Raw genomic sequence first — 15,953 nt, forward strand, 5'->3', positions numbered from 1 at the left:
AGGTTTTTTTAATTATTTGTAAATTCATTGTTTTCTATTGGCAGAAAAATGCGAAAAAACATAGAAGTAGCAACGTATTACACAAAAACAAACAACAAACAAAAGATTAATGTTGGTTTAATACTGCTTTTACACTAGTTGTTTATATTTGAATTGTACATAAGATTTGTAAAAGGAGAGAGAAACAGTGAAAAAAACAATCTTTAAAGCTGTAGCAACTGGAATGGTATTTTCGTTATTAATGGGGTGTGGTGCAAAGAAGGAAGAAAGCGCCGGGGCAAAAGTAAAAGATGATAAATTATCTGGATCATTAACTGTTTACACGGCCATTGAAGAAGAACTTGTACCAATTTATCTTGAGTCCTTTAAAAAGAAATACCCAGATGTGAAGTTGAACATTGTTCGTGATTCAACAGGAGTTATTACAGCGAAATTGCTAGCTGAAGGGAAAAATACACAAGCAGATGTTGTATGGGGAACTGCGGCGTCTAGTCTATTAGCTTTAGAGAAAAAAGATATGTTAAAAGAATACTCTCCACAAGGAGCGGATCGCGTCCTTCCGCAATTTAAAGATGATAAGAAACCAGAAAAATGGGTAGGTAATACTGCATTTATGACGGGGATTGCTGTAAATAAAGAAGAATTAAAGAAGAAAAATTTACCGATGCCAGAATCATATGAAGATTTAACGAAACCTGAATATAAAGGAACGCTTGTAATGCCACATCCAGCTTCTTCTGGGACAGGATTTTTAACAGTTTCTGCATGGCTACAAATTATGGGAGAAGATAAGGGCTGGGATTACATGAAGAAACTTCATGATAATATGGCAACTTATACACATTCCGGTTCAAAACCAGCGAAATTAGCAGGTGCAGGTGAATATCCAGTTGGCGTATCAATGGTTTATAGTGCTTTGAAAGAGAAACAAAAAGGTGCACCAGTTGAAGTTGTACTACCGAAAGAAGGGTTAGGCTGGGAAGTAGAAGCGAATGCACTTATTAAGAAAGATAATGCAAAAAATGATAAATTAGCGCAAGCATTTTTAGACTGGGCAATTACAGATGATGTAATGAAGTTATACTTCGAGAAAAATGGATTTGCGACAATTAAAAATGATTATAAACTTCCAGATGGATTCCCTAAAGATGTAACAGAAAAGTTATACAAAAAGAATGACTTCAAATGGGCAGCAGAGAATCGTGACAAAATTTTAGAGCGTTGGGAAAAAGAGTTTGGCCAAAAAGCAGAACCTAAAAAGTAAGTAAGTGGGAGAGAGAAAAATGAGCGAATATTTATCAATTCAACACATTCAAAAACAGTTTGATGCATTTACAGCGTTAAAAGATATTTCTTTTACAGTGAAAAAAAATGAGTTTGTTTGTTTATTAGGCCCAAGTGGTTGTGGAAAAACGACGTTGCTTCGCATTTTAGCCGGGTTAGAAGAACCAACGACAGGTAGTATAGCTGTGAATGGAAAAGATATGACAGCATTGCCGCCTGGAAAAAGGAACTTTGGAATGGTCTTTCAATCGTATGCACTATTTCCAAATTTAACAGCACTTGAAAACATTGAATATGGCTTAAAGACAAAAAAATATGGGAAAGCAGAAGTAAAAGAGAAAGCGCTAGCTGCGTTAGAACTTGTTGATTTGCTGAATGTAAAAGATAAATACCCTGCTCAAATGTCTGGTGGACAACAGCAGCGAGTAGCACTTGCACGTGCGCTCGCTCTGTCTCCAGATATTTTGTTACTTGATGAGCCGTTATCTGCTTTAGATGCAAAAGTGCGTGAAAAGTTGCGTAGAGAAATGCGTGATTTGCAAGAAAAAATAGGAGTAACTACGATTATGGTAACGCATGATCAAGAAGAGGCATTAACGATGGCTGATAAAATTGTTGTAATGAATCATGCGGAAATTATGCAGATTGGAACACCAGAGGAAATTTATCAAAGACCAGCCAATCCGTTTGTGGCAGATTTTATTGGTTCTATTAATTTCTTTTCGAAAAATAACGAAGAACATGCAATTCGTCCTGAACATGTAACAGTTGTACAAAAGGATGGAATTAGGACAGTTGTGGAAAGTATGGAGTTTCGTGGATCTGTATACCGGACAGAAGTGCGGGTTATAGAAGAGAAAACACATCTTTATAATGAGAAAATTGTAGTGGATATATTGGCATCGGAAGTAGAGGCAACGGCTATTAGAAAAGGAAAGCCCATTCAAATCTCTTTCTCAGAAAATCATATGTTGTCATATGGAAAGAAGGTCATTGTATAGATGGAGATGTTAGAAAACTATAAGGTAGAAAGTACGAAAAAAAAGATTAAGAGAAGTATAGGAAAAGAGGAATGGATCCAAAGGCTCGTAATTATTGGTATGATGCTTTCCTTTCTTATCATACTTGTATTACCGCTATTACAACTATTTACACAAGCTTTTTATGATAAAGATGGAGCTTTCGTTGGTGTAGCGAATTTCAGTAAATATTTTACAACACCAACTTTAGTTCAGTCATTACAAAATACGGTATGGATTTCGGGAGTTACAACAATTATTTCAGTTGCATTCGCATTCGTTTACGCATATGCAATTGCCCGTACGAATGTTTTTGGAAAGCGTGTATTTCAATATGTAGCGTTATTACCGTTATTCGCTCCAACGATGATGCATGGTATAGCACTTACATATTTATTTGGTAATCAAGGGTTAATAACAAAAGGGATGTTTGGTTTATTTGAAGGTATACAAATCCCTTTATACGGACCAGTAGGAATTGTAATGGCTGAAGTTATGTATACATTTCCACAAGCATTCCTTATTTTATTAATTGCTTTCCAAGGTTCTGATTACCGTTTATATGAAGCTTCTAATATGTTAGGAGCGAGTAAAACAAAGCAATTTTTCACTGTTACTTTACCTAGTGTAAAGTACGGATTAATTAGTGCAATGTTCGTTGTGTTTACACTTAGTTTCACTGATTTTGGGGCACCAAAAATTGTTGGTGGGCAATATAATGTACTTGCTACTGACGTATACAAGCAAGTAATTGGACAGCAAAATATGCCGATGGGTGCAACTGTCGGAATGATTTTATTAATCCCAGCTATTTTTGCTTTTGCAGTTGATCGTATTACGCAAAGAAAGCAGGCGAATTTCTTATCTTCAAAAGCAGTACCATACAGAATAACAGCTAATAAGAAAAGGGATGTAATCTCATTTATATATTGTAGTGTAATTACTCTTATGATTATTCTTTTGTTTGTTGCAGTCGGTATTGCTGCAAGTGTGAAAGTATGGCCATATAATATGAGCTTTACATTTGAGCATTTTAATTTTTCAAGTTTAACAGGGGATGGACTTGAAGCGTTTAAAAATAGCGTAATCGTTTCAGCAATTACAGCTGTTATTGGGGCGATTTTAACATTTGTATTCGCATATGCAATTGAGAAAATAGATCAGCTACAATTTTTCCGGAAAACAGGTTACTTTTTCTCTATCGTACCTTTGGCGATACCAGGTTTAGTGCTTGGGTTAGGATACGTCTTTTTCTTTAGTCAACCAACGATTCAAATCCTTGGATTTTCAGTAACGAATCCGTTTCACTCCTTATATGGCACAATTGCCGTTTTAGTATTAGTAAATATCATTCATTTTTACTCTGTAACATTCGTTACGGCAACGACCGCTTTAAAGAAACTAGATCGAGAGTTTGAACTTGTTTCACAGTCGATGGGCATTCCGTTTTATAAAACATTCTTTCGAGTAACAGTCCCGATGTGTTTACCAGCAATTTTAGAAATGGTTATGTATTACTTCGTAAACGCAATGGTAACTGTATCGGCGGTTGTTTTCTTGTACGCAGCTGATTTTAAACTAGCTGCCGTATCGATTGTAAATATGGATGATGCAGGAAATGTGGCACCAGCAGCTGCGATGAGTGTACTTATTGTTGTTACAAATATTGTAGTGAGAGTTGTATATGAATGGGGAACGAAAGCTCTTCGTAACCGAACTTCGCAATGGCAAAAAAGATAAGTAAGAAAGGTGATGGATAAAATGAAAATAGAAGCAGTTATTTTTGATTGGGCAGGTACGACAGTTGATTACGGATGTTTTGCACCACTGGAAGTATTTATGGAGATTTTCCATAAACGTGGAGTTGAAATTACAGCTGAAGAAGCACGTAAGCCAATGGGATTATTAAAAATAGATCATGTAAGGGCACTAACAGAGATGCCTCGTATTGTGAATGAGTGGAATCGTGTCTTCGGACAATTACCAACAGAAGCAGACATTCATGAAATGTATGAAGAATTTGAAGAAATTCTCTTCGCTATTTTACCGCGCTATGCGTCGCCGATTAATGGAGTAAAAGAAGTGATTGCTTCTTTACGTGAAAGAGGCATTAAAATTGGTTCAACAACTGGTTATACGAGAGAAATGATGAACATTGTAGCAAAGGAAGCAGCACTACAAGGGTATAAACCTGATTTTCTTGTGACACCAAATGATGTTCCAGCAGGTCGTCCATATCCGTGGATGTGCTATAAAAATGCGATGGAACTTGGTGTATATCCAATGAATCATATGATAAAAGTTGGAGACACGGTATCAGATATGAAAGAGGGAAGAAATGCTGGAATGTGGACAGTTGGTGTAATTCTTGGCAGTAGTGAGCTCGGTTTAACGGAAGAGGAAGTTGAAAATATGAATCCGGTAGCGCTTCGCGAAAAAATGGAAGTAGTTCGTAATCGTTTCATTGAAAACGGGGCACACTTTACGATCGAAACGATGCAGGAACTCGAAAGCGTAATTGAACATATCGAGAAACAAGAACTTATTATTTCATAAAAGGGGCACGGGATCATGAATGAAAATCACTATTTATTATTAACGCCAGGACCATTAACGACAACAAAAACAGTAAAAGAAGTTATGCTATACGATTGGTGTACGTGGGATGTTGAATATAACACAATGGTGCAAGATGTAAGAAATAGACTTGTATCGTTAGCAACAGAGGAAGAAGAGAAATATACAACAGTCTTAATGCAAGGAAGCGGTACGTTTTCAGTTGAAGCAGTAATTGGTTCTGTCGTTCCTACAAACGGAAAGCTTCTCGTTTGTACAAATGGTGCGTACGGTAAGCGCATTGTGCAAATGGCAGAGATGTTACATATCGATGTGGTGGTCAGTCAAACAGAAGAGTGGGAGCCTACTAATATTATAGAAGTAGAAAAGTTATTGCAACAAGATAAAGAGATTACTCATATTGCAGTTGTTCATTGTGAAACAACAACAGGTATTATTAATCCAATTGTAGATGTATGTAAATTAGGGAAGCAATACGGAAAAGTTACACTGGTTGACGCAATGAGTAGTTTCGGTGGTATTGAAATAGATATTGCTGATTTGCAAATTGATTTTTTAATTAGTAGTGCGAATAAATGTATTCAAGGTGTTCCTGGATTCGGCTTTGTCATCGCAAAACGTGATGAACTATTGAAATGTAAAGGACAAGCCCGTTCTTTATCATTGGATTTATATGATCAGTGGGAAACGATGGAAGAACAAAATGGGAAATGGCGTTTTACTTCACCAACTCACATTGTACGCGCCTTTTATCAAGCATTACTTGAATTAGAAGAAGAGGGTGGAGTAGAAGCGCGTTACAATCGATATTACAACAATCAAAAACTATTAGTGAACAGAATGAAAGAAATCGGCTTTAAGCCATTAGTAGATGAAAAATATCAATCTCCTATTATTACATCTTTCATTTATCCAGAAGAAGGATTTGAATTTCAGCAGTTATATAACGAATTAAAGAGATACGGATTTGTTATTTACCCAGGGAAAATTTCGAAAGTAGATACGTTCCGCATTGGAAATATCGGTGATGTACATGAAGAAGATATTAACCGTTTAGTTGATAGTATTGCTAAAGGAGCTGTTATAGGTTGAAAGTATTTTGCTTAGGTGGAGCAGGTAAAATTTGTCGTGAAGCAATTTTAGATTTAGTTCAATTTTCATCATTTGAGACAATTACAGTAGCCGATTTTAATGAAGAAGAGGGTCATAAAGTAGTAGAGTGGTTAAATGATCCTCGTGTTGATTTTGTGAAAGTTGATGTGACAAATCATGAGGATACTGTCGCAAAAATGAAAGGCTATGACATTGTAATGGATGGCACGACGATAAAGTTAAATAGACTGTCTACTCGCTGTATTGCGGAAGCTGGGTGTCACGGTGTGAACTTGAATGGATTTGGTGAAGAAAATGAATCCCATTCTATATTTGTTCAAAATGAAAAAACATGTTTACCTGGTTTTGGTATGACGCCAGGTGTAACGCAAATGATGGCAATGCATGCAGCAAACCAGCTAGATCATGTAGACTCTGTTCGGGTCAGTCACGGTTCGTATCGTCCAATTGCTTTTTCAGCATCAATTACAGAGACAACGACATATGAATATGATCCACATTTACCATCGCGTACAGTGTATGAAGACTGTGAGTTTAAGCAAGTACCTCCGTTTGCGCGCCCAAGAGAAATTGAATTGCCAGCGCCTTACGGTAAAACAACGCAGTATATCATTCCCCATTCTGAAACAATTACGTTAGCAAAAGCACTAGAAGATAAAGGTGTCAAACTGATAGAGACGAGAGGAACTTGGCCACAGCAAAATATGCAGCTCGTACGTGCTTTATATAATTACGGTATATTGCGTAATGATCAGATTGAAATAAACGGGAAAGAAATCGGCATTATGGATTGTATTTCGAAGTATTTATTGCAATCGAAAGAAGGGCAAGAAACAGAGGTTTATGGTTATGCACTTCATGTAGAAGTAATAGGCATGAAAAATAATGAGAAGCAAAGACATGTATTATATCATACGCACCCGTTATCTGATGGATCTATTGAAGGGTGGGGAAAATTAAGAGCTTATACGAGAAACGTCGGTATTCCATTTGGAATTGCGACAGAGCTAATTGCAAATGGGAATGTAAATAAAATGGGTGTTGTTACACCTGAGGAAGCTTTCGAAAATCCACAAATTATTTTTGATGAACTAGAAAAGCGCGGTATTCATATTCATGAAGAGGTTTTCACTGACAAAGAAAATTATAATTTTGTATAAGCAAGGAACTTTATGAGATATAAATGGGGTGAAGCTATGTCTGTAGTAGGAGAAGAAAGAAAGCGAACCATTCTTGAAAAGGTAGAGTTTAAAGGGAAAGTAAAAGTTTCAGAATTAGCGAGAGAATTCGCTGTATCAACAGAAACAATTCGTCGATATTTAGAAGAATTAGATCGTGAAAAAAAGCTGAAGAAAGTGTATGGTGGAGCTGTTCAACTTCCAGGCGCTGGGATTGAGGCACCGATGTTAGAAAGAGAGATGCTACATATAGAAGAGAAGAAAAGAATTGGTTATAAAGCAGCGACATTTGTAGAAGATGGTGATGTCATTGCAATCGATGATGGAAGCACACCACTTCAAATGGTTCCATATCTTGTCCATCGTAAAAATTTAACGATTGTTACGAGTTCTTTTCCAGTCGCGACACAATTAATCTCTTCTATTAATAAAAAGATGTTTCATGGTGAAGTTTTATTTATTGGTGGGAAAGTATCCCCAAAGCATTCGCGTGTATCAGGATCTATTTCGCAGCAAGTGATTCATCAATTTCATTTTCATAAAGCGTTTGTTTCGATTGATGGGTTATTACCTAGTTTTGGAGTTTCCAGTTTTGAATTAGAAAAAGCGAAACTGTCAGAAGCGATGATGAAACTAGCGGAAAAAACATATATTCTATGTGATCATACAAAGGTAGGTGTAAAAGGGAATTATCGAATAGCAGCATTTTCTCGCATTCAACATGTTATTTGTGATAAAAAAATGCCATATAGTTTTGAAGAAGAAGCTAAAAAGCATAATATTCAATGGACAGTTTGTTAAATAAAGTGAAAGCATCTAAACTCCCACAAATTTTTTTGGCTTTGCTGGCAAAAAAATTTGTGGGAGTTTTACTGTCTGCAAGTAACGAAATAAAAGTTTTGCATTTATGCAAAAAATGGACACATTTTCTCATTTCCTTCATATAATTTACCAATATCAAAAAAGTTGGTTAGAGGAAAGAAGGAGAACTATGTCAGAACGGATATATAATAAACTTGTATTGTATGCAAATATTTTGCAGAAAATTGGTGTCATTAATGAGGAAGAAAAGAGTGAAATTCTGCATACTATAGGTAAAAAAGCCCGTTGAATAAAGAGTTTTTATTTTTTTATCGTTGGAAATATAAAATTAATGTAATATACTCATTTATTCGTTATCAATTAAATGAGTATATATGATAGGAGATATTATTTTGAAAAAATTATATTAAGGCTATAGTAGTAGCCACGACATTAGCTATTCCTTTTGCTGCGTATTCTACTCCAGCGTTAGCAGCAGAAAGTGATCGCACGTATGATACTGAGATTAAAATATATAAGAATCAAAAAGATGAGCCATCTATGGTTGCTCAATACATAAAAAATCCTAAAGTAGCGATTGAAGAAGGGAAAAAATAGTTATTGTAACCGTACAAGATAGCGGTTATTTTCAATATCTTAGAATAGAAGATAGAAACCAACCTGGTGTATTTCATGATGTGAAAGTTTTGTCAGAGGATAAGAGAAAAAATGGGACGAAAGTAGTTCAATTTGAAATTGATGAGTTTGAGAAGAAGCACAATATGCGCAGTTTTTGCATAATGCAATAATTAAATAATAAATGAGTAAAATGCGTTATTCTTTCATTAGGAGAATAACGTATTTTCTATTGTAAAATTAAGTAGAAAATAGACAATAGGATTGGCATATGGGTAGCCTATTTTTAAAAGGAGCGGTGAAACCATATTGACAAAAAAGCATTCTCATGTGATAATTCAATTAAATTTTTAGAATAATCAAAAAATACTCCTTTTACATAGAAAGGGTTCGAACATTATATGAATATTACGGCGGGGGTGACGAAATGTTATTTTTTCTGAAGAAATGGAATGAATTAAAAGATGTGAAATCTGAATTGGCACTTCGTGATTGGTTTTATGGTACAAAAATTAGTTTATCGTTATGTACATCAAAAGAGCCATTAACATTTTTAGTGAATGTTGAGGGAAGAGATAAAGGGTTGTTTTCAGAAGAAGATTTTATTGTCGTAAATTGCATGTGTGAGCCAGTATTTGAAAACGAAGAAAAACCAGCTGCAGAGTCATTTATGCATGCGGATATTTATAAAAAAAGCAGTGCAGAATGTATTTTACAAGTGCAGACTGTAGATAGTCATTTAATATCAGAGCTATATGGAGAAGAAGGCGAAGTAACATTTGATAAACGCAGCGTGGAACGTGTTTTTGGAAAAGAAGGTATAACAGAAATGACAATTCCAATTGTAGAAGATGAAAAAAAATTCGCTGATTTGTTAGAAAGCAATATGCCAAATTTTATTGAAGGCGGAGGAGTAGTACTTGTTCATAATTACGGCATGATCGTGTGGGGGAAAACTCCAGAAGAAGCGAAAAAATGGTTGGAAGGTATAGAGTATTTAATGAACTATCACGTAAAGCTTTTAATGATAAAAGGGGCGAAAAGTTCGGTTATATAAAATATAGCCACAATGATTACTGTTCCACGAAAAAAAATGAAAGCGTTTTAAAAATAATTTCACTCATAAAATATAGGTCTCCTTATTATATATAGATTACATGATGACATGTAAGGAGGAACATATTTTGCGAGTTAAATATCATTTTCTGCCAAAGCAGCAGGTGACTTATTGTAAGACGAATGATACTGGTGAAAAGGCATTGCAAATTATGAATGAAACGGGATTTCGAGCAATCCCTGTATTAGCAGAAGATGAGAAGACATTCACGGGGATTATTTATAAAGTGGATTTATTAGAAAAGAAGTGTATTAGCGGATTAGAGCATGTAAATGCGGGAGATATGCAGGAAAATTCCTCTGCATTTATTTTTGAAAAGGATTCTTTTTTCAGAGCTTTTTATGTTATCCGTCGTCTTCCGTTTTTAGCTGTGGTAAATGATTATAATGAATTTGTCGGCATTTTAACACATTCTAATATATTTGATGTTATTGAAGATTCATTCGGTATGCGAACAGGAGGGTATATATTAACAATTGCAACACAAGATTGTAAGGGGACGATTAAAGAAATTGGGACATTGCTAAAGGCATATAATATAGGTGGACTATTTACGTTAGATAACGGTGATCAATATATTCGCCGTGTTATCGTAAATATATCTGATACGTTAAATGAAAAAAAATTAAAGCAATTAATTGAAAAAATAGAGAAAAAGGGATTCCGGGTCAGTCATGTAGATTATATTTAAAGTGAAAAGGAAAGGTACCTATCTGTTATACGTAGATAGGTACCTTTTTTAGTGTGAGAAATGAATCTTATTTGGAAACAGGCGGTGGAGATAATGCTAAATCAGATAAATAAATAAAGTCTGCATGCTCGCGAATTTTCGGAATGGAAGTTTCAATCACACGTGATGTAATTTCGCCTGGTGGCCCAACATGCCCGATAGCTACCATAATAGGGGTTTCTTGAATTTTTTTGATGAGTAATTGTGCTTGTTTTGAAATATGTCCTGCTGTATAAACATCATCAAAAAATAGTTGGTTTTCAATAATAGGTACCTCTAATTCTTTCCCTATTTTTGGAACGACACTATTAGGATTTGTTTTGCTATCTAAATAAAATAGACCGTGTTTTTTACAAGCTGCAAGTATAAGACGGACAATTCTTTCGTCAGCTGTTACCTTTGAACCCATATGATTGTTCATTCCAATTGCATGCGGTACCTCTTGGATCGCTTGTTCGAGTCGATTGTTTATTTCTTCATCGCTTAAATCAGTTGTAATCGCTTTTGGCCCAAGCCATTCTTTTTTACCTTTAATGGGTTCCATAGGCATATGTATAATAACTTCATGTCCTTTTTTATGGGCTGCTATTGCATCCTCTTTTGTGGAAGGAAGAAAAGGCATGACTGCGACAGTTAGTGGGATGGGAAGCGATAACATTTTATCTGTCCCTTTCATATTATTGCCGAAATCATCAATGACAATAGCTACTTTATTCGTATGGGCATTCGCTTGAATGGGAAATAAGAAGAAGGGTACGAACATAGTAAAGATGAGTAATACAATCGTATATTTACGCATATAAATATTTCCTTTCTATATTTATCAATTATCATTATGTTTTGCGTTTTTATATAAATTAAACAAAAAATGTCGAAGAAAAGTATGTGAAAAATAGAGAGTCCGCATTTTACTTGGTATTTACAAAAAAAGAAGATGAAAAAAATGTCTATTATTGCGAATGTATTTACAAAGATAGAATAATTTGTAATAATTCTCAAAGTGAGGGTAAAGATTTGTAAATTACAGGGAGAAAATGTTAAATTTTCTGATTCTTAAAAATGTATATGACTAAGTAGTTAAAAAATCAATGGAGAAGTGAAGTTGAGAGCATGGAAGTATAATAAGGGGGATATGGATGTTTACTGTAAAAAGGAAGTACACATTAGAAAAGCTTTCACGTGATATTCATATGAAGCGTGAAGAAATGATTCAATTAGGATTAACAAGTGGGTTAAATAGTAGGGAGACAATTCAAGTTAGTCAAGAATTGGACAAGCTTATTTTACAGTACCAGCGTTATAAAGAAAAACAAACACCGAAATGGTTTTCAATTATAAAAGTACCTATTTTCCAAATCGGGTATGAAGGAAAATCGAATAATTTTTGGCGAATGCTTGTAGCTGGTTTTATGAAATAAGTATAATTACCCTTATAGAATAAGGATAATTATACTATGTGTAACGGAATTTCGATATGAACTGTCGTTCCTTCGTTTTCTTTACTGTCAATAAAAATATGCCCATTGTACATCTCTACAATTCGTTTACATATGACAAGTCCAAGACCTGTTCCAGTATCTTTATTAGTAAAGAACGGATGAAAGAGGTGTTTTTGAATATGTTTTGGAATCCCTTTTCCAGTATCTATAATTTGCAATTGTGCGTGTGTTTCATTGTTTGTTACGACAATAGTGAGTGTATCACTAGAAGTCATGGCTTCAATTGCATTTTTGGTAATGTTTAAAACCACTTGTTTCATATGGTCTTTTGAGCAACGGATATGAACAGGATGGTCTGGCAAATGTAAATGGAATACAATGTTATGTAAATTCGCCTCAGATTGAATAATTAATGCGACCTCATTAAGAATTGTTCTTACATCATATGTTTGTTCAATGATGGCAGTTGGCTTTCCTAGAATAAGAAATTCGCTTACAATTTCATTAATCCGTTCTATTTCTTGTTCGATTATGGAAAAGTAGAACTGATCCTGTTCATCTTTATATTTCTCTTTTAATAGTGCAATGAGTCCTTTAATTCCAGTAAGAGGATTACGGATTTCGTGTGCTGTACTAGCTGCAAAAGTTCCAACCAATTCAATTTTTTGTAGTTCGTTTTGTTGTCTTTCCAGTTTTGTTTGACGTTTTAATAACATATATTGAGTAAGTAAAAATAAAATAGACATTAAAAATAAAGTAGCTATACACTCTATTGAAACTAACTGATATAAAGTTTGTTGTTGAATCGGCAATGGAGAAACAGAGACCTTCCAATTTAATCTTTGGAGTGGGGTAGTGAGTATATTAGAATGCTCATCACTTGTTTCATTATTATCATCGGTTAGAAAAACTACATCATGTTTATCAGTTACTTCGAAATGGTATTGTGGTTTGATAGCATTTAAAGAAGATGAAATGTAGTCAAAGCGTAAACTTGCTAACAATAAGCCTGAGAGCTCCTTCTGTTTGTTAAATATTGGGGAAGCAATCATAATAGCTTGATGTCCAAGGACGCGATCTGTAATGACGGATGATACAGTTGTTTTCTTAGTTTGTAATGCGTCTTGAATATACTTGCGGTCTGAGACATCTATAGGCGGTGATTCGCCTTCTGATGCAATTGTAATGATTCCTTCTGGTGTAGCGTAATATAGGCCAGAAAAGCGTGCATCGTTTCCATCTGTATCATGTACAATTTGTTTAATTCCATTTATGTTACCAGTCTCGGTACCTACGACTTTTGCGAGCATTTCTAAGGCAGAAATCGCTTCACCAAGGTGATGATCTAAATAGTCTCGATATAAAAAGAGAACCGTATGAGCGGATAGTGTGTTTTCCTGTTTCATTTTATACGTATGATACGAATAAAATGTAGCACCAATCCCTATCGTTGGTAGGATAACAAGCAATATATATAAAACAATGCTTTGGAATTTGACTTTCAAATGTGGTACTCCTTCTTTTTTATTATCATTATATATAAACTATGTTAAAATTGTCATGTTTTTATTCAAGAATCATTCATAATATATTAAGGGAGAGGAAATGGGTGAGTGAATGCTCATTCGGAAATTATATGAAGTAATAAGCCGTTTTTCTTTTTATTGCTAAGAATTTAAGTGAAGGGTTGAAAGTTGTATGACATCAAATAATGAACGAGAAGATATTTCTCAATCTTTAAAAGTGTTTATTGCATTATCTCGTGTACATCGCTCTATTATGGATACTACAAATAAATCCATACAAAGTAACGGGCTAAATCCAACTGAATTTGCTGTGTTAGAACTACTATATCATAAAGGCGGTCAACCACTTCAGCAAATTGGTGAGCGTATTTTAATAGCTAGTGGCAGCATTACATATGTTGTAGATAAGCTGGAAAAAAAGGGGCTAGTAAAGAGGATCCCGTGCCCAAATGATAGACGTGTTATTTATGCGCAATTAACTGAGTCTGGAGAGAACTTTATTGCTTCTATTTTTCCAGGGCATGAGCAAGTTATACATCAGTCTTTTGAAATGTTAACGAGGGATGAAAAGGATGAATTGCTTGATCTGCTGAAAAAAATTGGAAAGTATGAAAAATGATAATACGTTCCAAAGGAGCTTTGGATAAAGAAATCCAAAGCTTTTTTGCATGTAAACAAGGCACCATGTGCCGAATTTTGTTGAAGGATAAGAGGAGATTTGAAAGGAAACATGGAATTATAGTAGAGATACGTATAATGGAGAGGAGGCTCGTTCATGTCATTTAAAGACTATGAATATAAACGGCCAAATATTGAAGAATTAAAAGAGAAATTTACTGTTGCTTTAGAGAAGTTTGATAACGCAAAAACTGTGGAAGAACAAAAACAAATCATCAATTCAGTTAACGAAATTCGCAATGATTTTGGTACAATGGGGAACCTTTGTTACATTCGTCATTCTGTTGATACGACAGATGCTTTTTATAAGGAAGAGCAGGATTTCTTTGATGAGTTCTCTCCAGTTGTACAAGGGTATGGCACAAAATATTATAAAGCGTTAATTCATTCTCCATTCCGTGAAGAGTTAGAGGCGTATTATGGAAAGCAATTATTCGCTCTAGCGGAATGTGATTTGAAAACATATTCAGATGACGTCGTGAAAGATTTACAATTAGAAAATAAATTGTCTTCACAATATACACAGTTATTAGCATCTGCAAAAATTGACTTTGCAGGGGAAGAACGAACATTATCACAACTGATTCCATTTATGCAAGGAAAAGAAAGAAGCGAACGTAAAGCAGCAAGTGAAGCATACTACGGATTTTTAGCTGAGAATGAGGAAGAACTAGATCGTATTTATGATGAGCTTGTTAAAGTGAGAACGAAAATTGCAAAATCTTTAGGTTTCAAAAACTTTGTTGAACTCGGATATGCAAGAATGTATCGTACAGATTATAATGCGGAGATGGTGGCGAATTATCGTCAGCAAGTACTTGATTATATCGTTCCAGTTACAACGGAATTAAGAAAGAGACAACAAGCGCGTATCGGTGTAGAGAAGTTAGCATATTACGACGAAAACTTTGAGTTTGCTACAGGTAATCCAACTCCAAAAGGAGATGCGGATTGGATTGTTAATCATGGGAAAACGATGTATAAAGAGTTATCGGCTGAAACAGATGAATTTTTCAATTTCATGTTAGATAATGACTTATTAGATTTAGTTGCAAAAAAAGGAAAAGCTGGTGGCGGATATTGTACATATATTGAGAATTATAAAGCGCCATTTATTTTCTCAAACTTCAACGGAACATCTGGTGACATTGACGTATTAACACATGAAGCGGGTCATGCTTTCCAAGTATATGAAAGTCGTAAATTTGAAATTCCAGAATATAATTGGCCAACATATGAAGCGTGTGAAATCCACTCTATGAGTATGGAATTCTTTACATGGCCATGGATGAAGCTATTCTTTGAAGAAGATGCAGATAAATATTACTTCTCTCACTTAAGTTCAGCACTTCTGTTTTTACCATATGGTGTATCTGTTGATGAATATCAACATTATGTATATGAAAATCCTGAGGCATCACCCGAAGAGCGTAAGACAGCATGGCGTAACATAGAGAAGAAGTATTTACCGCATCGTGATTATGAGGATAATGATTATTTAGAGCGCGGTGGTTTCTGGCAACGTCAAGGTCATATTTATAGCTCACCTTTCTATTATATTGATTACACACTTGCTCAAATTTGTGCACTGCAATTTTGGAAACGTGCAAGAGATAATAGACAAGAGGCGTGGGAAGATTATGTGAACCTTTGTCAACAAGGGGGAAGTAAATCATTCTTGGAATTAGTAGAAGTTGCAAACTTAACATCGCCATTTGCTGAGGGTTGTGTGAAAAGTGTCATTACAGAAATTGAAGCATGGCTACATGCGATTGACGACACAAAATTGTAAAAAACATGCGTTTTTTTTCACATGTTTAACATCGACATAATGGGAAAATGATGAGATAATAAA

At 34.9% G+C, this 15,953-nt stretch carries 14 protein-coding genes and 1 pseudogene; 13 read left to right on the forward strand and 2 right to left on the reverse strand.

Annotated elements, in window-relative coordinates:
* Positions 1-187 precede the first annotated feature (187 nt).
* The 10 genes and pseudogenes from ACQKNR_RS10160 to cbpA all read left to right on the forward strand — a co-directional run bounded on the left by ACQKNR_RS10160 (position 188) and on the right by cbpA (position 10,416).
* The gene (locus tag ACQKNR_RS10160) at positions 188-1,264 is read left to right on the forward strand and encodes a putative 2-aminoethylphosphonate ABC transporter substrate-binding protein (protein ID WP_427317490.1); all 1,077 of its coding nucleotides are present in this window, start codon (positions 188-190) and stop codon (positions 1,262-1,264) included.
* Positions 1,265-1,283: 19 nt separating this feature from the next.
* Entirely contained in the window at positions 1,284-2,285 is a 1,002-nt protein-coding gene (locus ACQKNR_RS10165) for a putative 2-aminoethylphosphonate ABC transporter ATP-binding protein (protein ID WP_427317492.1), read from the forward strand.
* Positions 2,286-4,043 (forward strand): putative 2-aminoethylphosphonate ABC transporter permease subunit, encoded by a 1,758-nt coding sequence (locus tag ACQKNR_RS10170; protein WP_427317494.1) that lies wholly within the window; start codon positions 2,286-2,288, stop codon positions 4,041-4,043.
* A gap of 21 nt (positions 4,044-4,064) precedes the next feature.
* Positions 4,065-4,859, forward strand: a complete 795-nt coding sequence (phnX, locus tag ACQKNR_RS10175; protein ID WP_427317495.1) for a phosphonoacetaldehyde hydrolase — start codon at positions 4,065-4,067, stop codon at positions 4,857-4,859.
* 15 nt (positions 4,860-4,874) lie between these two features.
* Entirely contained in the window at positions 4,875-5,972 is a 1,098-nt protein-coding gene (gene phnW, locus ACQKNR_RS10180; RefSeq protein ID WP_427317497.1) for a 2-aminoethylphosphonate--pyruvate transaminase, read from the forward strand.
* Positions 5,969-7,153: a saccharopine dehydrogenase family protein gene (locus tag ACQKNR_RS10185; RefSeq protein WP_427317499.1), complete on the forward strand. Its 1,185-nt coding sequence runs from the start codon at positions 5,969-5,971 to the stop codon at positions 7,151-7,153. Before phnW ends, ACQKNR_RS10185 begins: the two co-directional genes overlap by 4 nt.
* A 36-nt stretch (positions 7,154-7,189) precedes the next feature.
* A complete protein-coding gene (locus ACQKNR_RS10190) occupies positions 7,190-7,972 on the forward strand; it encodes a DeoR/GlpR family DNA-binding transcription regulator (protein ID WP_193411514.1) in 783 nt (260 codons plus the stop codon).
* A gap of 426 nt (positions 7,973-8,398) precedes the next feature.
* Positions 8,399-8,760: pseudogene (locus tag ACQKNR_RS10195) on the forward strand (NEAT domain-containing protein); the annotation flags it as partial.
* 275 nt (positions 8,761-9,035) lie between these two features.
* Entirely contained in the window at positions 9,036-9,665 is a 630-nt protein-coding gene (locus tag ACQKNR_RS10200) for a class II aldolase/adducin family protein (protein WP_427317501.1), read from the forward strand.
* A 127-nt stretch (positions 9,666-9,792) separates the two neighbouring features.
* Complete coding sequence (gene cbpA / locus ACQKNR_RS10205) at positions 9,793-10,416, forward strand: cyclic di-AMP binding protein CbpA (RefSeq protein ID WP_427317503.1); 624 nt, start codon at positions 9,793-9,795, stop codon at positions 10,414-10,416.
* Between the two features lie 67 nt (positions 10,417-10,483).
* On the opposite strand, the gene ACQKNR_RS10210 is transcribed toward cbpA, so the two are convergent.
* Entirely contained in the window at positions 10,484-11,254 is a 771-nt protein-coding gene (locus ACQKNR_RS10210; protein ID WP_427317504.1) for a divergent polysaccharide deacetylase family protein, read from the reverse strand.
* Positions 11,255-11,591: 337 nt separating this feature from the next.
* Here ACQKNR_RS10210 and ACQKNR_RS10215 point away from each other — a divergent pair, with 337 nt between their 5' ends.
* Positions 11,592-11,873: a Spo0E family sporulation regulatory protein-aspartic acid phosphatase gene (locus ACQKNR_RS10215; protein ID WP_427317506.1), complete on the forward strand. Its 282-nt coding sequence runs from the start codon at positions 11,592-11,594 to the stop codon at positions 11,871-11,873.
* A 29-nt stretch (positions 11,874-11,902) separates the two neighbouring features.
* Here ACQKNR_RS10215 and ACQKNR_RS10220 read toward each other — a convergent pair whose 3' ends face one another.
* Positions 11,903-13,399 (reverse strand): DUF3149 domain-containing protein, encoded by a 1,497-nt coding sequence (locus tag ACQKNR_RS10220; protein WP_427317508.1) that lies wholly within the window; start codon positions 13,397-13,399, stop codon positions 11,903-11,905.
* A 193-nt stretch (positions 13,400-13,592) separates the two neighbouring features.
* Between ACQKNR_RS10220 and ACQKNR_RS10225 the strand changes: the two genes are divergently transcribed.
* Both ACQKNR_RS10225 and ACQKNR_RS10230 read left to right on the forward strand, forming a co-directional pair.
* Positions 13,593-14,039 (forward strand): MarR family winged helix-turn-helix transcriptional regulator, encoded by a 447-nt coding sequence (locus ACQKNR_RS10225; protein ID WP_427317510.1) that lies wholly within the window; start codon positions 13,593-13,595, stop codon positions 14,037-14,039.
* Positions 14,040-14,195: 156 nt separating this feature from the next.
* Positions 14,196-15,890 carry a M3 family oligoendopeptidase gene (locus ACQKNR_RS10230; protein ID WP_427317512.1) on the forward strand — a complete coding sequence of 565 codons (1,695 nt, stop codon included), beginning with the start codon at positions 14,196-14,198 and terminating at the stop codon, positions 15,888-15,890.
* The last annotated feature ends 63 nt before the right edge of the window (positions 15,891-15,953 follow it).

Source organism: Bacillus sp. NPDC094077 (assembly GCF_050279465.1).
Classification (GTDB): Bacteria; Bacillota; Bacilli; order Bacillales; family Bacillaceae_G; genus Bacillus_A.